The organism is Thermococcus marinus (genome assembly GCF_055389025.1).
Genome location: NZ_AP042417.1, coordinates 501,452 through 519,538 on the forward strand (window position 1 = coordinate 501,452; position 18,087 = coordinate 519,538).

Consider the following 18,087-nt stretch of genomic DNA (forward strand, 5'->3'; position numbering starts at 1 on the left):
TTCATATCTCTCATCCTCCAGATTCTATAGCAATACTGTTTTGTTAGTCTTGAGGATACCTATGGCTATATGGACTAGACTGGAATTTTTTATGGTACAGTTCCTTCACTTCACGATAAAACTCTTGGAGGAACCCATAATCATCTGGCTCTTCCCCGTGCTCAAGCCTGATTTTCTCGATGACTGAAGCGTACTTCTCCAAGTACTCCCTGCTGATTTTCAAAACATCCTCAACGAACTCTTTGAGAGGAACTTCAACAACACCCTTGTGCTTGCCCTTGTATTCTGGGCAATTCGTGGCTTCAAGGAGTTCATTGTGGTAGTATACTCTCACTGTGTTCTTGGTGGAGCAGAAGTAGTAAATGCTCGATCTTTCAGGCACTTGATACACTACGATTTCATCTTTCAATTGAAACCCCTCTTTCTCCGCCTCCTCCCTGCTGTATTTGGTTATCTTTTGAACGTGTGGATGTTCCAGCTGTAAAAAGTAATAACAAGCAGTTAACAAACTCTCAAAAAACCTGTAAACGTCAGCCTCAGCTCCTTCGAGTTCTCCGTTCCAGCATATTCCGGTGATAATATTGTTGTCGATGATAAAAACTAAAGTGAAGGGGTCTGGGGAAGGCACGTACTCTGTCCAGACTCTTACAAACACGTGCCTTCCCCGCAAATCAAAATACTCAATCATTTTTTCACCCTCCATCCGAGGTATCTGTTGTACTCCCACACAGCACTACCCTTCTCTGGATACGCCGTCTTCAGGACGAACTTCCCATCCTCAAAGCTAAAGCTGAATTGAAGCCAGTCTCATTTCGCCTTTTTCTGATAAAGTTTTTCAACGTATTTAATGAACTCTTTCATGCGTTTTTTCTCCGCTCATAATCCTCCGGAGTGAAGTCATCATCCACATCAAACCTGATTTTAACATCTACTGGGAACCACTTCTCAATGTACTCTCTGGCCATTTTTAGCACATCTTCAACGAACTCATTGAAGGGAACGACAACAGTGCCCTTATGCTTGCCTTCAAACTCGGGGCAGTCGGTGTAACTGAGCAAGTCATTGTAATAATGGACTTTCAAAAGCTCACCATCAAGCTCAAGAATCGCCCTCGAATAATCCGCCCCAAGATGCGACCAGTAAAGCTTCGTCGAATCCTTAACAACAAACCCAAGCTCCCTTGCCTCCTCTCTGAGATCACCAATATAATTCCCCCTCCAAATACTTCCCTTCATCGTCAAGCATAAAATCACAACAGTTTAACATATCCCCGAAGAAACTGTAGGGATCCCCTCCCTCTCCCATTATCTTGCAGTTGTATTTTTTGAACGCGTATCCTACTAGCATGTGGCCGTCAATAAAAATTAGAAGGTGGAAGGGATTCCACACTTCTACGTCCTCGAAGTACCCAATCTCATACCGCAACTCCAAGTGCTTTCCCTTCATTGTGACCCACATTCCTAGCACCTCACTGCCAGCCGCCCCTGCCAGGAATATACGTCTCAACAGCCCAGCCCTTCTTAGGATATGCTGTCTTCAGGTAGTAGACACCGTTTTTGTATTCGAATGCAAACTCTACTGATGTTATGCCTTGCTTGTAAATGCCAACGTCCGAGAGTTCGACAGTTAAGGTAACACTACCCTCCTTGAACTTCTTCGCGTACTTTTCTTTCTTAAGCGCCCTCTCCAGTACTTCATCAAGGAACTCTCTGAGTTCACGCTCGTCCCTGAATACCTTAGGCAGCTGCTTCGCCTGACCGTTCACGACAATCTTCTGACCCATCGGCCAGAAAGTGGTAACTGGTTTCTTCTCCATCTCGTACCCCCAAACGTGTCTGAGGAATGCATGGAGCAGTCCGCTCCTCTCGGTTCTCTTTCATTTTCATTTTAGGTAGTTTCCTCAATTGACCCAATATCAACTTCCTCCAAGTATTTTCCACGCAGGAGTTCCTTGAGATATCCTACATCTCTCTTCAATCCAAGCAATTCACCTTTTGTTATAGTAAATGGCCATTTGCACCCTTTCTTTTTTAAGTGCTCATTTATATGGTCTAAATTCCCCTCTAAAAACCGCAAAAACATTCTGGAGAGCTTGAGAACTTCAAGAACGAACTCTTTAATTGGCACATCTACACTGCCAAGATTGAAATCCCCACACTTGAAGTGTATTCTTAAAGTCTCCTCCTCCGACCTGAAGGAAAAGATGCAGTCCTGGAGCATTAAGCTGGCTGAATATGTCCTTATTTTTCCCGCAACAACGTCCTCTATTGGAATTTCATCCGCTTTATAAAAGCCCGCCTCAATAGCAATGTCCCTCCAGAAGAGGAAGGAATCCTCTTTAACTTCCTCACAGTTTTCTTCCTCAAGGAGACAGATGCTCAGCCTAACAAGGTCTCTAAATAGCCCAAACACATCTCCGGAAACTCCTCGGTGGGGAGTAACTTGAATTCCCCCCATTCTTAATGAAATTTTGAATGGATACCTGCAATTTACCCCAGTTTCAGGCAGATTTACAACAATTTCAAAGAACCTGCCCCTTAGTTGCAGCTCCATGCTCTCACCTCAAATTTGTCTTTTCCGAGTAGATAGATTTTAGAGTCGTGAGAAGACTTTTGTATTTTCCGAGTTCTTTTTCCGTAATCATCCACTCCTCGCATCCAGACGATACTAGGAAACTGTTAATGTCCTCCAAGTTTGAAAGTAAGTAGTTCCAGAAGTTTTCTGCCATATCTATTATGTCCTCAGCGAATTCCCTAAATGAAAGCCGGAGAACTTTCTCAACTGGAACAAAGACTTCAATGTCTCCAACTGCCCGGTGTTCATTTATCTTATAATACACAACAAACATTCCGTTTTCGATGGTGAATAAATAATAATTACGACCGATTCTTGCACAGTAAGCCGCATCAGGGATTTCCTTACGTCTGGAGAGGAAGTGTTCACATTTCCTCTCTGCGGGTGGGTTGAGACATTTTGCACAGTGTGGATTAAGGGACATCCTGGGGCTTAACAGACAGAGAATAGCCTGCATGAGCTCGATAGCTATCTCAAGACCGCACTCATCATATTCTATGTGGCCCCCAATAACCTCGCCAAACAATGGCTCGCCATCAACAGTAATAACTGAAAAAAAGCCAAAGAAGCACTCGGGCAAGAGCCCGTGGGGAGGTGGTCCGATTTCTACCTTCAGGTGCTTTCCAGCAAATTTGAACTCCTGGAAGGGCATCGGAATCACCTCATGGACGGCGTATCCACTTACCGTTCTTGTATACCCATACTGCACTTCCACTATCTGGCCAGAATGTAATGAGCTTATATGTGCTTCCTCTTCTCTTAAAGACTACGGTTATTTCAGTTATTCCTGGGAGATTAGACGGCTTGGTTAAAATAATTGTACCTGGGCGAGATTCCATGTTGGGCCTCAGTAGGTCCTTATATTGCCTTGTTAGTCGTACAATCTCATTGTACAGTTCCTCCGGAGACTGGATTGTCTTGGGAAGTTTCATAACTTTCCTCTGGCCGTTCACGTAGTACACTATTTCCTGTCCCATCGGAAAGAACGATGTCTCCCGCTTATAGTCCATCTCGTAGCCATGCACGTGCCTTAACCAGCCGTGGATCAGGCCATATCTCTCGTTGCCTCTCTCTATGACGATAGTGTATCCATGAGAGTTCTTTATGGATGATGTTGATTTTGCAAACCTCTCAATCCCTTCCTTCACTCCCTTTATCGTTGCTCCGTGCTTAACGGCCTCCTCAACTGCCTCCTTTGAAACGCCTGCCCTGACAAGGTCGTCGAGGGCCTTAGCGGCATCATCGCCGTGCTTAGCTATGTCGTCAAAGATGTGGGCGAACCTCTCATTTACAAACCTGGCCTTTTGAAGCCCCTGGTCAATCTCCTCAACAATGTCGAGGCGCTTTAGCGTACTGTACAACCTCCCAGGAACCTCGACAAGCTCATCACCGTGCCTGAATATGCTAACAATCTCATCACCTTCTATGGCCAGGCTGAAAACAAACACGGAACCCGCCGCAACGGTACACTTTATGGAGTCTCCACCGTAGTCGGAGCACACGTTGTACGCGTCATACGCGTCCCAGAGCGCAAAACCTACTGAGATTATTGCTCCGATAAGGATCGGGATTTGAATGAACTGTGGTCTTATCTCTCCCTTCTGCACGGGGTAGGTTGCCGTATAGCCGGTGGGGAAGAACCTCGGCACGGATTGGGGGTTAGCCTCACCCACGAGCTCATGAAGATGCCATTTCCGGAGGTGATGCGTAGCTTGACGTAAACTGGCTCTTTGACGTTCAGGAAAACGGCAACCTTCTTGCCCCACGGCTTGAGACGGCCAAGATGAACTCTTTCCTTTACAGTTCTCCTGTCTTTGCTGATGAGGACTGTTCAGTAGCCGGAGATGCAGTTCGGTGGGACGTCCCAGGTAATGACCGCGATGTTGCCGCTCTGCTCAACGCTCTCGAGACGAATTGGATAGGCGCCACTCTCTGTCCCCAAAATCGGAAGCCCTGACCAAGGCAGGGAAAGGGCGGAGGTTCCTGGTAGAGTTAGAACTAGGAAGAGAAATACCACTCCAACAATTCCCTGGCGGTTCAATGTTACCACCTCCAAGGATTTTCAGCTCTGGGCAAATAATTCTGGATTCAAAAAAGTTTCGTAAACTTTAAGTTAAAAATTAAAGTAAAAACCCACCGGTTAAGTTACATTTTCTATACTCAAATAAATGGTGATATTTTTAGTTCCCATCGTCACGATAGTGCTTTTGAGCGTGAACTTTGCCCTGTTCTGAAGGATGGGCTTCGAAAGCGTTCTAATATTAAGAGAGAATGGAATAACGGAAGGGAGGTTCAGATGGCTATCATCGTCGAGGTCATCTGGATCTCCGGCATGCGCCTTATCTTTTCCGTTATGAACTGGTCGAGGTCCTTTAGCGTGTCGGTCTCAACCTTAACGACGAGGTCGTACTCGCCGTAGACGACGTAGGCCTCCTTAACCTCGGGCATGGCAAGAAGCTTCTCCATAACTTCCCTTTCTTTTCCAGCGGCCGTAACCATCAAAATAAAAGCCGTCACCATGGGTATCACCAAAAATATTTAACCCTCGCCCTATTTAAGCTTATCGAGAATGACGTTCGAGAACATCATTGGTCGTAAAAGGCTTGAGCGGTTTTTGACCCGCCTCGGTGAACTTGGGTTTGATGGGGTTAGGCCGCTCTCCAAGGGGACGACGAGCCTCGTGTTCGTGGGAGAGTTTAAGGGAAAAAAGGCCATCGTAAAGCTCCAGAGACCAGACTCCCCGAGGAGCAACTTCGACAGGGAGGCCGATATACTTAAGGCCATACGGCCTTTTGGAATAACCCCGCCGTTGCTCTTCACCGGGACGTTTGAGGGACTCCCCTACATCGTCAGGGAGTTCGCCGAGGGCGAGCCTATACTCTACGCCGACATCGAAAAGCGCCACCTCTTTCAGATAGCCGAAAAGACTGCCCTCCTCGACAGGCTCGGCCTCGACCACGGCCAGATGCAGGGGGGCAAGCACATCATAGTTGGCGCCCGTGTGTGGATTATAGACTTCGAGAAGGCAGGCTGGAGGAAGCCCAACAACCTCACGTCAACTTTTTCAATGCTGTTCGTGGGTAAAAACGCGATTTCCGAGAGGCTCTACTCAAAGTTCGACCTCGACGAGGGCTTTCGAGAGAATGTTAAAGAAGCGCTGAGGGAATACAAGAGGACTGGCCGGCTCTCACGCCTTCTGGAGCTCCTTTCCGGTCTTTAGCCTGTCTGCCCAGACCGCAAGAAGCGGGACAACAACGGCAAGGGCTATGAGCCCAATCCTCGGGTCGAGGAAGTAGTTGAACACGAGGATTACCACTACCGAGATTCCAATCATGATAAAGAGGTCTCTGTCGTAGAGCCTCGACTTCGCGAGGATGTTCTGCTCGCGGGCGGTGTACGCTAGGTACGCCGGAATTCCAATGGCCGCCACCGCTATCCCTATGTAGTTCTTGAGCAGGAGTGAGAGGACTATCCCAGTTGAGAAGATTATCGCTATAGCGCTCGTCTCCTTCACGTCTCTCACCTGGCCCATCATATCGGCGGGCTCTTTTTTAAATGTTCTCCGTGCCCAATGCTGTCCATCAAAGTTAAGCTTATATACTCCGCTGTGTCTATTGAAACCTGGTGATAGCGTTATGACCGGCATCGAATGGAACCACGAGACCTTTTCTAAGTTCGCCTACCTGGGCGACCCGAGGATACGGGGAAACTTAATCGCGTACACCCTGACGAAGGCCAACATGAAGGACAACAAGTACGAGAGCACGGTTGTTGTTGAAGACCTTGAAACGGGCTCAAGGCGCTTCATCGAGAACGCCTCAATGCCGAGGATTTCGCCAGACGGCAGAAAGCTCGCCTTCACCTGCTTTAACGAGGAGAAGAAGGAGACCGAGATATGGGTGGCCGATATCCAGACCCTGAGCGCCAAGAAAGTCCTCTCAACTAAAAACGTCCGCTCGATGCAGTGGAACGACGATTCGAGGAGACTCTTAGTTGTCGGCTTCAAGAGGAGGGACGATGAGGACTTCGTCTTTGACGACGACGTCCCGGTCTGGTTCGACAATATGGGATTCTTCGACGGGGAGAAGACCACATTCTGGGTTCTCGACACTGAAAGCGAGGAGATACTCGAACAGTTTGAGAAGCTGAGGTTTTCGAGTGGCCTCTGGCACGGCGATGCGATAGTTGTGAACGTCCCGCACCGCGAGGGGAGCAAGCCTGCCCTGTTCAAGTTCTACGACATAGTCCTATGGAAGGACGGGGAGGAAGAGAAGCTCTTCGAGAGGGTCTCCTTCGAGGCGGTTGACTCCGACGGAAAGAGAATACTCCTGAGGGGCAAGAAAGAAAAGCGGTTCATCAGCGAGCACGACTGGCTGTACCTCTGGGACGGCGAGCTTAAACCGATCTACGAGGGCCCGCTCGACGTCTGGGAAGCCAAGCTCACGGAAGGAAAGGTCTACTTCCTCACTCCAGATGCTGGCAGGGTAAACCTCTGGCTCTGGGACGGGAAGGCCGAGCGTGTTGTTACCGGCGACCACTGGATTTACGGGCTTGACGTCAGCGATGGCAAAGCATTGCTCCTCATCATGACCGCCACGAGGATAGGCGAGCTCTACCTCTACGACGGCGAGCTGAAACAGGTCACCGAATACAACGGGCCGATATTCAGGAAGCTCAAGACCTTCGAGCCGAGGCACTTCCGCTTCAAGAGCAAAGACCTCGAGATAGACGGCTGGTACCTCAGGCCGGAGGTTAAAGAGGAGAAGGCCCCGGTGATAGTCTTCGTCCACGGCGGGCCGAAGGGGATGTACGGCCACCGCTTCGTCTACGAGATGCAGCTGATGGCGAGCAAGGGCTACTACGTCGTCTTCGTGAACCCGCGCGGCAGCGACGGCTACGACGAGGACTTCGCGCTCCGCGTCCTGGAGAGGACTGGCTTGGAGGACTTTGAGGACATAATGAACGGCATCGAGGAGTTCTTCAAGCTCGAACCGCAGGCCGACAGGGAGCGCGTTGGAATAACGGGCATAAGCTACGGCGGCTTCATGACCAACTGGGCCTTGACTCAGAGCGACCTCTTCAAGGCAGGAATAAGCGAGAACGGCATAAGCTACTGGCTCACCAGCTACGCCTTCTCGGACATAGGGCTCTGGTACGACGTCGAGGTCATCGGGCCAAATCCGTTAGAGAACGAGAACTTCAGGAAGCTCAGCCCGCTGTTCTACGCTCAGAACGTGAAGGCGCCGATACTCCTAATCCACTCGCTTGAGGACTACCGCTGTCCGCTCGACCAGAGCCTTATGTTCTACAACGTGCTCAAGGACATGGGCAAGGAAGCCTACATAGCGATATTCAAGCGCGGCGCCCACGGCCACAGCGTCCGCGGAAGCCCGAGGCACAGGGCGAAGCGCTACAGGCTCTTCATAGAGTTCTTCGAGCGCAAGCTCAAGAAGTACGAGGAGGGCTTTGAGGTAGAGAAGATACTCAAGGGGAATGGGAACTGATGTTATCTTTTTTCTTCTTAACGCGATTTTCCTTGTCTTGACACTGTCTAGTGTGGACTTTTAATCAGAGTATTTAATTATTTCTCCAACGTGTAATGTACTATTTTGCTCAAAACTGCCCAACTCTGCCTTATTTTGACACGAAAATGTTAAAAATACAATCCATCAACTGGGTTGCCAAATCAATGGCCAGGAGGTATCATGTATGACGGAAAAGAAACGTGAGAAAAAGCTCTACTACCACGGGCTGAAAGAACAGAAGAAGCTCGACGTGTCGAGGCTCAAATATATCTCCATTCTCCTGTCGGTAATCGGCGTCGCTATTCTTCTCGTCGCCGCTCAGAGTGCTCAGGCTCCTCTTGTGAAAGTAAGCGACGTCTACGGCAACTACATGATGAACTACGCGGTGGTGAGGGTTAGCGGCACAGTGGCCAGTGTTCCCTACGTGTCGCAGTCGGGCGGAAAGCTTTCCTTAACTTTCACGGTTGACGATGGGACGGGTCAAATTGACGTCAGGGTATACTCGCCACTCGCCGATGAGATGCTGAAAAAGGGCGTTATCCCTTTCCCAGGGGACAACGTGACTGCAGAAGTCCAGCTCCGCGTGAGGGAGACGTACACCTACTCGATGCTCCAGTACCTCGACGGCCTGAAGTTCGACTCGAAGCTCTACTCCGAGAACCCTCAGGTCGTCACTTCCCTGACCCCCGATATGGCCAACACCTACGTGGCTGTTGAGGGCATCGTCACCGAGTTCTTAAACGTCAGCTCTGGATACCTGCTTACTGTGGACACGGGCGACTCTGAGGTTGCAGTCCTTATCCCAAGGGTTCTGCTGGTCTTCAATGACTTCAATGTGAAAGTTGGCGACACTGTGTACGCCCCGGGAATAGTTTATCTCTACAAGGGTTCATCTCCTGAGATAGTCGTTAGGGACCTCTCCCAGGTCTCGGTAAAGTCTATTGAAAACGCCCCAGTCGTTCAGATAGGAGAAGCCCACGGCTATCCAGGAATGGCAATGTCCGTTGAGGGTTCCCTTGCGGGCGTAACCTACGAGAGCGGCCGCTATGTGATTACCCTTACCGACGGTCAGAACTACCTTGAGGTCATTGCCCCGCGCGAGGTTCTCGCAAACCTCGACCCGTTCAGAGTATCGAGCGAGAGCGTCATTAAGGTTGCCGGAAAGATGGGAGACGACGGCAGGCTCGTTGCGGCTTACCTGAGCATCGTCAAGCCCGGTAAGGCCGAGTTCAGGCCCATCGGAACCCTAACCTCTGACATGATTGGCTCGATAGTTGCGGTGAAGGGCAACATCGAGGAAGTCGTCAGGGTGGGCTCCAACCTCAAGCTCGTTGTTGACGACGGAACTGGAAAGATTGACGTCTTCATTCCGTCGGCAACCCTCGCCGAGATTTCCAACGAGACTATTGACAAGCTCAAGGACGGTCTCGGTGTTGAGGTTGGCGGATACCTCGAGGAGTACCGCGGTGCGCTTGAAATAGTTGTTTACACTGGAGCCGGCATAAGGGCCCTTGGAGAACCCGTCCGGCCCCAGACCGTTGAGCTCCCGAGGGTCAGCGCCTCTCAGCTCGCTGACTACAAGGGTCAGCCCGTTGAGTTCGCTGGCTCTCTGGAGGGAGTAACGTACTCCGACGGCACATACTACATCACCGTCGACGGTGTTAAAGTCTCCCTCCAGAGGGATGCACTCCTCAACCTCAACCCGCTCGAAGCGGGTACCGGTAGCCAGGTCGTTGTCAGGGGCACGGTCGTTGATGAGAGCCTTGTGAAGGGCGAGAACATCACGGTTGAAGTGCCCGTGGCCCCGGTTCCGCTCAAGCCCGACGAGGTCACAACGGAGATGGAGGGCCAGCTCGTCGCGGTCGTCGGCAAGGTCACTGACGTGGCAAACCTCAGCGGCAACCTCAAGATAACCATCGGTAACCTGCCGGTCTTCGTTCCGAGGGCGGCTGCCAATGAGCTGACCTATGTTCCGTCTGCTGGCGATATCGTGCAGGTCGGTGGATACGTTGAAATCTACCGCGGCGAGCCAGAGGTTGTCGTCTTCAACCCTCTCGCCATTGAAAAGCTCCAGCAGGGCGGATCAGTCGAAGGAACGGTCTCCGACCTGAAGACCGCCTCTGAACCGCTCCTCCTGGCTGTAAATTGGGACTCAATTGCCTACCAGAAGCCGGACTACGCCCTGACAGTCAGCGATTCCACCGGAAGCGCGACGCTCCTCGCCGAGCGCTCGCTCCTGCCGAACCCGCTTGAAGCCGGTACCGGAAGCACCCTTAAGGTAGTTGCTGACCCGCTCTCCGGCAGAATAACCCAGCTTGAGGTCATCAAGGCCAAACCATCGCCACTGCTCGGCACGGGTGCCGTCGACCTCTCCATGAAGGGCAAGACCGTTGCCGTAAAGGGAACCGTTTCCGAGGTTGCCACCGTTGGAAGCAACCTCAAGCTGAAGGTGGACGATGGAAGCGGTGAGGTAACGGTCTTCATACCGGGTGGAGCCGACCTCAGCGTCAAGGAGGAGCAGATTGTCAGTGCAGCTGGATACGTTGATGAGTACAACGGTGAGGCGGAGATAGTCGTCTACGACCTCAACGCGGTCATCGTGGAAGAGGCACCTTCCGAGGGCCCCTCTGAGGAGACCTCCGCAACGGAAGAAGTGAAAGTCGCCGAGCTTTCAAGTGCCACCGGAGTCGTTAACCTCACGGTGGTATGGGACGAGCTTGGCTACGACAACGGCTACTTCATGAAAGTCCACGACGACAGCGGAAGTGCAGAGCTCCCGGTCCAGAGAGAGCTCCTCCCAGACCCGAGGGAAGCTGGAACCGGAAGCACCCTCAGGATAACCTACGACGCTGACGCCAAGAAGGTCGTCTCCATAACCGTTGTTGAGGCAGTCCCGGCGGAGGAGCTCAAGACCGGCAAGGTCACCCTTGACCTGCTCGGAAAGACCGTCGTTGTCGAGGGCACCGTTAAGGACGTCTATGTGGGCAGTTCCTTCATCAAGCTTACCGTAGACGACGGAAGCGGCGAGCTGGTGGTATTCATTCCGAAGAGCGTTGCTGGAGACATGAGCTTCGAGAAGGGCCAGACGGTCAGAGTAGCGGGCTACGTCTCGGAGTACAAGGGAACCGTTGAGGTCATTCCCTACAGAACTGACTGTATCGAGGTGAGGTGATGGCCATGATTCCCCTCTCCGACCTTTTACTTTGGTCGTTCGCTGGAGTGCTGTTCGGCTCACTAATCTCGTGGATTCCGGGGTTCCACATATTCAACATAATGGCCCTCCTCGTGGCGGTCTTTGGCGTCGGCGAGCTCATGCCCGTGCAGGCCTTCCCGTTCTTCGCCATAGGGGCCATAGTGGCCTATGCCTTCGTAAGCGCGATATCGAGCGTCTACTTCAGCGTCGCCGACGAGAGCGCGGTGTTCCTCCTCTTCCCGACCCAGCGCTACCTGCTCCTAGGCAGGGGACATGAGGCGGTTCTCCTTTACCTCATCGGTGCAGTTGCAGGAACCCTCGTCCTCGTGCTGGGGGCGCTCTTCATATTCCCGAAGGTTCTACCTCCAATCTACCAGGCCACCAGCCCCTACATAACCTACTTCCTCGTCGCCATAGTGGTCTTCATGTTCATGAGTGAGTGGCCCAAGGAAGGCGACCGCGGAAAGACGCCCCTCCAGAGGCTCTGGCTGGCCTGGAGGCAGATACTCGGCGGAATCCTAGTGTTCTTCATCTCAGGAATACTGGGCTTCATCGTTATGAACACCAACCTCCTTCCGACTACGAGCGCCTACACCAGGCTGACCCCGATGTTCATAGGCTTCTTCGGAATGTCGTGGGTTCTCCTCAACATACTCTCCAACCCGCCGATGCTTGAGCAGGTCCCAGAGGACAAGGTCGAGAGTAGCATATACAACGCCCTCAAGGCCACCTTCGGTGGAGCGCTCGGTGGAACCATAGCGGCAGTCTACCCAATAATCACCGGAGGTATGGGTGCGCTCGTAGCCGGCCACATGACGAGCCAGCGTGGAGACGATGCCTTCATCATAAGCCAGGGCGTGAACAGGGTCATCTACTACGTTGGAGCCTTCACGCTCCTCTTCCTGCCGAACCTCAGGCTCACGAGGGGAGCGGCGGCATGGCTCGTGAGCTCAGTTTACACGCCAAAGAGCTACTCGGAGTACCTTGCCGCCATGGGCGTCATACTGCTCAGCGCGGGAATAAGCTTCCTGTTCACCTACTACCTCTCCAAGTTCATAGCCAGGAGCTTCAACGTCCTCCACATCAAGAAGCTCTCGTACATCGTGGCAGTAGTCCTAGTAGTTATCTCCTACCTCCTCACGGGCCCGATGGGAGTTGTCGTGCTCTTCGTCTCAACGGCCATTGGAATGATGGCGGCGGCCTTCAACACCAGGAGGAGCTACTGCCTTGGAGGGCTCGTACTGCCCGTGCTCATCAGCATGACTGGACACACCGGGTACTTCATGCACCTGCTCGGGCTGGGGTGATGTAAGATGAGAGGATTCACGCACTACATATCGGGTCTCGCGGCGGCGACCTTCTTCGCCGCCCTCGTCGGCGACCTGCGCCTCGGCATACTCATCCCCGTCATAGCTGCAGCCGCTGCCTACTTCCCCGACTTCGTGGACTTCAAGTTCGGGAAGTTCTTCGCCAGAAGGGACTACGAGATAGACCCGGCCCCGTGGGACGAGAAGAAGCACTACGCTCCGAAGCTCGTTAAAATCAGCGAGCTTAGCGAGAAGAACCGCTACCAGTTCTTTGCCGTCGAGGGAAAGGTCGAGGAAATCCTCGTCCGGGGTTCAGGAAAGCTCACTTACAAGGTGCTCCGCGAGGACGGAACGGAAGAGACCGTGACGGATAGCTACAACAGCATAGTCTTCACCCTCAACGACGGAACAGGGAAGATTACCGTTGAGGCCTTCGGAGATGACTACGAGTTCTTCGAGGAGGAGTTCGGAAAGATAGAGGAAGGCAGGGAGATGCTCGTCTTTGGCTACGTCGATGTTGATGAGGACGGCTCCCTCAAGCTCGTCGTCAGCGACGCACCGCACCCGCAGGGCATAGCGGAGACGATAGCAAGGGCCATCGAGGAGGCCTACCACGAGGGCGAGAGGATAGTCAAGATACACAACATCCGCCTGCCAGGAGACGTTTACAGGCAGTTCTTCGTCCACCTCGACCCGCCGAAGAGGGAAGTCCGCGTCGAGATGGGGCCGATAGTGACCCCTGGAGGAGTGGCCATAACGGACAAGCCGCCCGAGTACAGGCGCTATGGAATAGCGAAGGTCAGCGTTCCCTTCATCAAGACCTACCCCAAGCCCACGAGGATAGACTCCTTCTCCGGCCCGGAGATAGCGTTCAGGAGAGCCACGTTCAAGGGCAAGACCGTCGTCAAGGACAGGTTTTTGCCATGGCACCACGGCTTCAGCCACTCCCTCACGATGGGCATCATAATAGGCCTCGTCGTCTTCGCCTTCTTCAAGCTGATAGGCTATTCGCACGCCACGGAGCTTGCCATCGCTTCAATGATTGGCCAGTGGCTCCACGTCTTCGAAGACCAGCTCGGATTCATGGGAAGCAACCTCCTGCCACCCATCACCAAGGACGTTATCCCCGGTTTCAAGCTCGGCGAGAGCGGCAGCGGGCTCACCAACTTCTCCACCGCCTGGCTGATGATAGCCTTTATGATATGGAACTTCAACCGCTTCACCGACCCGAGACCCATACCGATGAGCGACGCAAAGCTGCTCCTCCTGCTGGCGTGGCCGTCAATAATAGGCTTTGGAATTGCAATACTCAGGAGCTTCAAGCTCAGAAGGGAGATAGCCGAGCTGATGGACTACTACACGAACCTTGAGGCCTTCGAAGAGCTTGAAGAGGTCGGAGGGATTTAATCCCTTCCCCCCTTCTTTTCGGGTTTTCTCGCAACGACTCCAAGCGCTTCCTCGACCCTTTTAACCCCCATGAAGCCCGCTCTCCTCAGCCGCTCCATGACGCCCTTCTGAAGGTCTTTCCCCCGGTATTTCTTTCCTGGGTTACCTACGTAGTGGAAGAGCCTTCCTCCGGGTTTTAAAACCCTGAAAAGCTCGCGGTAGAACTCTTCCGAGTAGAGGTGGCCGGCTAACGAGAATCGCGGCGGGTCGTGGATTACAACGTCAAAGCTCCCGTCCTTGAACTTCTTCACGACCTCGAAGGCGTCTCCCTGAATCACCTGGATTTTGCCTCCCGTGAACAGTTCCCGACTCCAGGGATTTATGCGCGCGAGCTCGATGACGTTGGGGTCTTTCTCGATGGTCATGACGTAGGCCCCGCGCTTCGAGGCCTCTATGGCGGTGTAGCCGAGCCCCATGCAGGTGTCGAGGACGGTCTCTCCTTCCTTTGGCTTGACCGTGTTCACCTTGTTCCTCGTGTCCTGGAGGGGGTTTACCCCCTTAGTCCTGTGCATCCTGATGCCGTTTATCTCTATCGTCGGCGGGATTGTTGGAACGAGCTTGTAGAAGTGCTCACCCGCTATCGCCGCCTTGTAGACCTTCCCGTCCTTAACGAAGTAGACGCTCCCCTCGTCCCTCGCAATTCTTTCGATTATTTCCCTCTCAACCCGCGTACCGTCGGGAAAGATGAACTCGGCGCCTTCTCGGACAACTTCCCACGTCCTGTTTGTTTTTCTAAGGTCGAGGTTGAGCTTAACTGCCCCCCTTGAAAGGAGCATTCTCCTTGCGTCCCTGGCCGTTAAAAAGTAAGCGTCCATGCCTTTCCCCAGCCTTACAGTCCGCCATACTTTTATATAATTTTGCACCTTGGTTTTATTATTGTGGGGGGCGAAAACATGACGTGGGGAAGGATCCCCTCCGGGGTGCCCGGCTTTGACGAGCTAATTGAGGGGGGATTTATACCCGGAAAGGCTTACCTAGTGACTGGTCCTCCTGGGAGCGGGAAGACGACCTTCGCAATGCAGTTCCTTGCAGAGGGTGCAAGGAACGGCGAACGCGTTGCTTACATCTCACTCGTCTACAAGCCTGATGAAGTTCTCAAGGATTTTGAGCGCTTTGATCCGCGGGTGAAGGACTACGTTGCCAATGGGAACTTCATCCTCTACGACCTTGGGAGGGAGCTCTGGGGCTCCACTGCAAAGCCGCCCCAGTGGAGCAGTGTGATGATCCGCATTAAAGACCTCGCGAGGGAGGCGAATGTCTCACGGCTCGTGATAGATCCCCTGACGGCGATAGACTTTCCAACCACCAATCTTGCGGAGAAGAGGGCCGAGCTGGCGACGTTTATTAGGACAATCGAGGATCTGGGGATAACCAGTATCTTCATTGCTGAAATGACTGAACTCGACCGCTATACGGAGGAATACTACCTGGTTGATGGCGTTATAATGCTTCACTACTACTTGGACGGTGCCGATATGGTGAGGGCGATTCAGGTTCTCAAGATGCGCAGGACGAACCACGAAACGAAGATGCACCGAATTGAGTTCGGGCCTCGCGGGCTCTACGTCAGGGGGCCGCTCGTATGAGCAAACGCTTCAGCGAAAAGCCGGTGACGGTAAAGGAGATACTATTGGAGACCGACCCCGTACGAAAGGCCTACTTACTCGGCTATCTCTTGGGCTACTCGGGTCATCTCGCGTGGAGCGGGTGGGCCAGGGAGCTTAAGAACCGTGTTTTCATGGAGGCAGAGGCCAATAACGTCCTGTCGAGTGCTGTCAATGCTTTCAAAAAAGGGAGGCGAAAGGGGGCCTCTGACAGGGAGCAGGCCATAGCGCTTGGTAGTTACAGTCCCCCTACCCTTGAGGTCGAGCTCAGCACTGAGACAGTTCGTTCAGCCACGGAGCGTTCAAAGACTTTCGGCATGCTCTCAGTACGTCTCACTGGCGAGGTGAGATTCCTCGGCTTTGTGGGTTTTCCCAACAGCAAGAGGCCCCTAAGATGCCCCTCCTTCCTGAGGAAGCCTTAGGTTATCCTCTCAAAAACCCTCTCAAAGTTTTTGAACGTTATTGCCTCTACCTCTTTCTCGCTGAAGTTCTCCTTCAGCATCTCCACCAGCGCGGGAATCTTTGACTCGTTTTCAAAGCCCTCAACGCTCCTTCCGCTCCAGCCCTGGAGGTAGTAAACAAAGTCAAAGCCGAGGCCGACGTGTTTGTAGCCGATGAGGTCTGCCATGTACTTTATGTGCTCCACGTACTTCCCCAGTGTTGGCCTTTCCCTGTCCACGAAGCTCGGTATCGCAACTGCCCCGACGACACCGTCCCTCTCGGCTATCGCCTTCAGCTGGTCGTCCGTCAGGTTTCTTGGGTTGTCGCAGAGGGCCCTTGCGTTGGAGTGGGAGGCTATGACCGGGAAAGACGTTACATCAAGGGTGTCCCAGAAGCCGGCCTCGTTTATGTGGCTGAGGTCTATAACGATGCCGAGCTCCTCTGCCTTGCCGACGACCTCGACGCCGAAGTTGGTGAGTCCGCCGCCAGTTCTCTCAAAGACACCGTCGCCTATCGCGTTGCGCAGGCTCCAGGTCAGTGTTAGAACCCTAAGGCCGAGCCTGTGGAAGACCTCAAGGACGTCGAGGCTCTCCCCTATTGGCTCTCCGCCCTCAAGGCCGAGCCAGAGGGCGACCCTCCCGTCTTCTATGGCTTTTTTCATTTCTTTGACTGTTGTGACTAATTCAAAGCGCTCGCTCTCTTCAACGTCCCTCAGAAGAGCGTTTAGGACTTCCAGGCCGTAGGTGGTGGCGTCTTTTCTCCTCTCGGGCCTCGTCCAGATTGCCATAACCCTCGAACTAACCCAGCCGTTGAAGAACTTCTCATAGTTTTCCTCAAGGACGCGCGTTTTTCCGGCCTTTCTCTCATCATAGACAAAGGTCGGCAGGTCGGAATGGGCATCGAAAATCATGGGCTCACCCAAGGGACATGGTCTCTATGTCCCTTAAGGTTTCCTCTCTGACGTGTGGTAGAGGTATCAGCTCCGCGACCTTCTCGGCGTCCTCGTACTCCTCCCTCTCTGCGAGGGCAAGGGCTATCCCCCTGAGGGCGCTGCTCTTCCTGGTTGCATCGTCTATCAGCTGTGCGAAGGCAAGGGCTTCCCTCAGGCTTCCAAGCTGGGTAAGAAGGGTTGCTATCCTCTCGGCGCTCGCGGGTGAGAGCTCGACTTCTCTTGTCTCCTTAAGGGCCTCTTCGACCACGTCAATATAAGTCGGGTCGTTTACGCGCTTCATCCACAGAGCGGCCTCAAGCTCTCCTATAAGCCTAGACGCCCCCCTAAACTTCCTCCTTATGAGTGCCAGTGCGTAGTGGTAACGCCCCTCAAGTAGGGCCCGCCGTATCTCGGGCAGGCCCGTCTCGCTGGTAATCTCTGCCAGCTGGAGCTTCTTCTCAACGACCCCTGCCCTCTGGTTCACGTGGAGTTTGTCAAAGATATCGAAGGCTATTCTGTAGAACTCTATTGCGTTCTTTGAGAACAGCGCGTCTCCAGCGTTTTCTAGGAGTTCAGCCACCCTAAGGAGGCCGTCAACTTTGGCCCGGTACTCAACCTCGGCCCTGGCTATCACTTCAAAGGCCGTATTAAAGAGCTCCATTGCGGTCTCGGCGTCGCCGGTGGTGGCGATGTAGTAGGCTACAGTCGCTATGGCCTGTCCCCGTGCCAGGGGGTCCTTAATCTTCCCGGCCTCATCTATGGCCGTGTTAAATGCCTCTGAGGCTTCATTGTAGTATCCCAGGGTGTGAAAAGCAAACGCGATTATGCCGTATCCTACTGTTCTGGTGTACGGGTCCTTACAGTGCCCAGCTATGTATTCGGCGTCCTCAATGAGTCCTATAATCCAGTCCTCAGGATTGCCTTTCTCCTTCATAATTATGGCGACGTCTATGAGGGCCTTTATCTGGTCTAGCCTGCTGTCAAGTTCTTCAATCCGCCCGAGCGCGTCCTCAAACTGCCCCCTCTCCGCCAGAGCCCGGATATCCTCTAGAGTGGTCATAGTGGT

The 18,087-nt window shown here is 52.9% G+C and carries 20 protein-coding genes; 7 read left to right on the forward strand and 13 right to left on the reverse strand.

All coding sequences use genetic code 11. From position 1 onward, the window contains the following. Positions 1 to 43 precede the first annotated feature (43 nt). The 9 genes from ACZ5ER_RS02605 to ACZ5ER_RS02645 all read right to left on the reverse strand — a co-directional run bounded on the left by ACZ5ER_RS02605 (position 44) and on the right by ACZ5ER_RS02645 (position 5,094). Complete coding sequence (locus tag ACZ5ER_RS02605) at positions 44 to 688, reverse strand: hypothetical protein (protein WP_050002168.1); 645 nt, start codon at positions 686 to 688, stop codon at positions 44 to 46. Positions 689 to 857: 169 nt separating this feature from the next. After that, positions 858 to 1,235: a hypothetical protein gene (locus tag ACZ5ER_RS02610; protein ID WP_464934740.1), complete on the reverse strand. Its 378-nt coding sequence runs from the start codon at positions 1,233 to 1,235 to the stop codon at positions 858 to 860. Then, positions 1,198 to 1,458, reverse strand: a complete 261-nt coding sequence (locus tag ACZ5ER_RS02615; RefSeq protein ID WP_050002166.1) for a hypothetical protein — start codon at positions 1,456 to 1,458, stop codon at positions 1,198 to 1,200. The genes ACZ5ER_RS02610 and ACZ5ER_RS02615 overlap by 38 nt, the downstream gene beginning before the upstream one ends. A 10-nt stretch (positions 1,459 to 1,468) precedes the next feature. Beyond that, entirely contained in the window at positions 1,469 to 1,816 is a 348-nt protein-coding gene (locus ACZ5ER_RS02620; RefSeq protein ID WP_227738744.1) for a hypothetical protein, read from the reverse strand. 71 nt (positions 1,817 to 1,887) lie between these two features. Further along, positions 1,888 to 2,553, reverse strand: coding sequence for a hypothetical protein (locus ACZ5ER_RS02625; protein ID WP_050002165.1), 666 nt, complete (start codon positions 2,551 to 2,553; stop codon positions 1,888 to 1,890). A 4-nt stretch (positions 2,554 to 2,557) separates the two neighbouring features. Next, the gene (locus ACZ5ER_RS02630; RefSeq protein ID WP_050002164.1) at positions 2,558 to 3,226 is read right to left on the reverse strand and encodes a hypothetical protein; all 669 of its coding nucleotides are present in this window, start codon (positions 3,224 to 3,226) and stop codon (positions 2,558 to 2,560) included. Positions 3,227 to 3,236: 10 nt separating this feature from the next. Beyond that, positions 3,237 to 4,247, reverse strand: coding sequence for a hypothetical protein (locus ACZ5ER_RS02635; protein WP_464934741.1), 1,011 nt, complete (start codon positions 4,245 to 4,247; stop codon positions 3,237 to 3,239). Between the two features lie 158 nt (positions 4,248 to 4,405). After that, positions 4,406 to 4,615, reverse strand: coding sequence for a hypothetical protein (locus ACZ5ER_RS02640; protein WP_050002162.1), 210 nt, complete (start codon positions 4,613 to 4,615; stop codon positions 4,406 to 4,408). Positions 4,616 to 4,866: 251 nt separating this feature from the next. Then, positions 4,867 to 5,094, reverse strand: a complete 228-nt coding sequence (locus tag ACZ5ER_RS02645) for an Lrp/AsnC family transcriptional regulator (protein ID WP_014122803.1) — start codon at positions 5,092 to 5,094, stop codon at positions 4,867 to 4,869. A gap of 49 nt (positions 5,095 to 5,143) precedes the next feature. On the opposite strand from ACZ5ER_RS02645, the gene ACZ5ER_RS02650 reads away from it, so the two are divergent. Beyond that, positions 5,144 to 5,794 (forward strand): serine/threonine protein kinase, encoded by a 651-nt coding sequence (locus ACZ5ER_RS02650; protein WP_050002161.1) that lies wholly within the window; start codon positions 5,144 to 5,146, stop codon positions 5,792 to 5,794. Here ACZ5ER_RS02650 and ACZ5ER_RS02655 read toward each other — a convergent pair. Further along, positions 5,762 to 6,088 carry a hypothetical protein gene (locus tag ACZ5ER_RS02655; protein ID WP_050002160.1) on the reverse strand — a complete coding sequence of 109 codons (327 nt, stop codon included), beginning with the start codon at positions 6,086 to 6,088 and terminating at the stop codon, positions 5,762 to 5,764. The two genes, ACZ5ER_RS02650 and ACZ5ER_RS02655, sit on opposite strands and share 33 nt — an antisense overlap. A gap of 121 nt (positions 6,089 to 6,209) precedes the next feature. On the opposite strand from ACZ5ER_RS02655, the gene ACZ5ER_RS02660 reads away from it, so the two are divergent. The 4 genes from ACZ5ER_RS02660 (at position 6,210) to ACZ5ER_RS02675 (ending at position 14,006) form a co-directional block, all read left to right on the forward strand. Then, positions 6,210 to 8,078 carry a prolyl oligopeptidase family serine peptidase gene (locus ACZ5ER_RS02660; RefSeq protein ID WP_464934743.1) on the forward strand — a complete coding sequence of 623 codons (1,869 nt, stop codon included), beginning with the start codon at positions 6,210 to 6,212 and terminating at the stop codon, positions 8,076 to 8,078. A 205-nt stretch (positions 8,079 to 8,283) separates the two neighbouring features. Then, the gene (locus ACZ5ER_RS02665) at positions 8,284 to 11,271 is read left to right on the forward strand and encodes an OB-fold nucleic acid binding domain-containing protein (protein WP_050002158.1); all 2,988 of its coding nucleotides are present in this window, start codon (positions 8,284 to 8,286) and stop codon (positions 11,269 to 11,271) included. Between the two features lie 5 nt (positions 11,272 to 11,276). Beyond that, a complete protein-coding gene (locus ACZ5ER_RS02670; RefSeq protein ID WP_050003908.1) occupies positions 11,277 to 12,599 on the forward strand; it encodes a tripartite tricarboxylate transporter permease in 1,323 nt (440 codons plus the stop codon). 6 nt (positions 12,600 to 12,605) lie between these two features. Then, positions 12,606 to 14,006 (forward strand): metal-dependent hydrolase, encoded by a 1,401-nt coding sequence (locus ACZ5ER_RS02675; protein ID WP_050002157.1) that lies wholly within the window; start codon positions 12,606 to 12,608, stop codon positions 14,004 to 14,006. On the opposite strand, the gene ACZ5ER_RS02680 is transcribed toward ACZ5ER_RS02675, so the two are convergent. Continuing rightward, positions 14,003 to 14,860: a class I SAM-dependent methyltransferase gene (locus ACZ5ER_RS02680; RefSeq protein ID WP_464934744.1), complete on the reverse strand. Its 858-nt coding sequence runs from the start codon at positions 14,858 to 14,860 to the stop codon at positions 14,003 to 14,005. The two genes, ACZ5ER_RS02675 and ACZ5ER_RS02680, sit on opposite strands and share 4 nt — an antisense overlap. A gap of 78 nt (positions 14,861 to 14,938) precedes the next feature. Here ACZ5ER_RS02680 and ACZ5ER_RS02685 point away from each other — a divergent pair, with 78 nt between their 5' ends. Further along, a complete protein-coding gene (locus tag ACZ5ER_RS02685) occupies positions 14,939 to 15,631 on the forward strand; it encodes an RAD55 family ATPase (protein WP_050002155.1) in 693 nt (230 codons plus the stop codon). Next, positions 15,628 to 16,071 (forward strand): hypothetical protein, encoded by a 444-nt coding sequence (locus ACZ5ER_RS02690; RefSeq protein ID WP_050002154.1) that lies wholly within the window; start codon positions 15,628 to 15,630, stop codon positions 16,069 to 16,071. Before ACZ5ER_RS02685 ends, ACZ5ER_RS02690 begins: the two co-directional genes overlap by 4 nt. Here the strand turns inward: ACZ5ER_RS02690 and ACZ5ER_RS02695 are convergent. Together ACZ5ER_RS02695 and ACZ5ER_RS02700 are read right to left on the reverse strand one after the other, a co-directional pair. Then, positions 16,068 to 17,000: a dipeptidase gene (locus ACZ5ER_RS02695; protein WP_464934745.1), complete on the reverse strand. Its 933-nt coding sequence runs from the start codon at positions 16,998 to 17,000 to the stop codon at positions 16,068 to 16,070. The genes ACZ5ER_RS02690 and ACZ5ER_RS02695 overlap by 4 nt on opposite strands. Positions 17,001 to 17,004: 4 nt before the next feature. Then, entirely contained in the window at positions 17,005 to 18,081 is a 1,077-nt protein-coding gene (locus ACZ5ER_RS02700) for a hypothetical protein (protein WP_050002152.1), read from the reverse strand. Positions 18,082 to 18,087: the final 6 nt, after the last annotated feature.

What these genes read in the sequence shown, in the direction of transcription:
- ACZ5ER_RS02605 (WP_050002168.1), bottom strand. Translation starts at nt 688, where the DNA reads ATGATTGAGTATTTTGATTTGCGGGGAAGGCACGTGTTTGTAAGAGTC.
- ACZ5ER_RS02610 (WP_464934740.1), bottom strand. Translation starts at nt 1,235, where the DNA reads ATGAAGGGAAGTATTTGGAGGGGGAATTATATTGGTGATCTCAGAGAG.
- ACZ5ER_RS02615 (WP_050002166.1), bottom strand. Translation starts at nt 1,458, where the DNA reads ATGTGGGTCACAATGAAGGGAAAGCACTTGGAGTTGCGGTATGAGATT.
- ACZ5ER_RS02620 (WP_227738744.1), bottom strand. Translation starts at nt 1,816, where the DNA reads ATGGAGAAGAAACCAGTTACCACTTTCTGGCCGATGGGTCAGAAGATT.
- ACZ5ER_RS02625 (WP_050002165.1), bottom strand. Translation starts at nt 2,553, where the DNA reads ATGGAGCTGCAACTAAGGGGCAGGTTCTTTGAAATTGTTGTAAATCTG.
- ACZ5ER_RS02630 (WP_050002164.1), bottom strand. Translation starts at nt 3,226, where the DNA reads ATGCCCTTCCAGGAGTTCAAATTTGCTGGAAAGCACCTGAAGGTAGAA.
- ACZ5ER_RS02645 (WP_014122803.1), bottom strand. Translation starts at nt 5,094, where the DNA reads ATGGTGACGGCTTTTATTTTGATGGTTACGGCCGCTGGAAAAGAAAGG.
- ACZ5ER_RS02650 (WP_050002161.1), top strand. Translation starts at nt 5,144, where the DNA reads ATGACGTTCGAGAACATCATTGGTCGTAAAAGGCTTGAGCGGTTTTTG.
- ACZ5ER_RS02660 (WP_464934743.1), top strand. Translation starts at nt 6,210, where the DNA reads ATGACCGGCATCGAATGGAACCACGAGACCTTTTCTAAGTTCGCCTAC.
- ACZ5ER_RS02665 (WP_050002158.1), top strand. Translation starts at nt 8,284, where the DNA reads ATGACGGAAAAGAAACGTGAGAAAAAGCTCTACTACCACGGGCTGAAA.
- ACZ5ER_RS02670 (WP_050003908.1), top strand. Translation starts at nt 11,277, where the DNA reads ATGATTCCCCTCTCCGACCTTTTACTTTGGTCGTTCGCTGGAGTGCTG.
- ACZ5ER_RS02675 (WP_050002157.1), top strand. Translation starts at nt 12,606, where the DNA reads ATGAGAGGATTCACGCACTACATATCGGGTCTCGCGGCGGCGACCTTC.
- ACZ5ER_RS02680 (WP_464934744.1), bottom strand. Translation starts at nt 14,860, where the DNA reads ATGGACGCTTACTTTTTAACGGCCAGGGACGCAAGGAGAATGCTCCTT.
- ACZ5ER_RS02685 (WP_050002155.1), top strand. Translation starts at nt 14,939, where the DNA reads ATGACGTGGGGAAGGATCCCCTCCGGGGTGCCCGGCTTTGACGAGCTA.
- ACZ5ER_RS02690 (WP_050002154.1), top strand. Translation starts at nt 15,628, where the DNA reads ATGAGCAAACGCTTCAGCGAAAAGCCGGTGACGGTAAAGGAGATACTA.
- ACZ5ER_RS02695 (WP_464934745.1), bottom strand. Translation starts at nt 17,000, where the DNA reads ATGATTTTCGATGCCCATTCCGACCTGCCGACCTTTGTCTATGATGAG.
- ACZ5ER_RS02700 (WP_050002152.1), bottom strand. Translation starts at nt 18,081, where the DNA reads ATGACCACTCTAGAGGATATCCGGGCTCTGGCGGAGAGGGGGCAGTTT.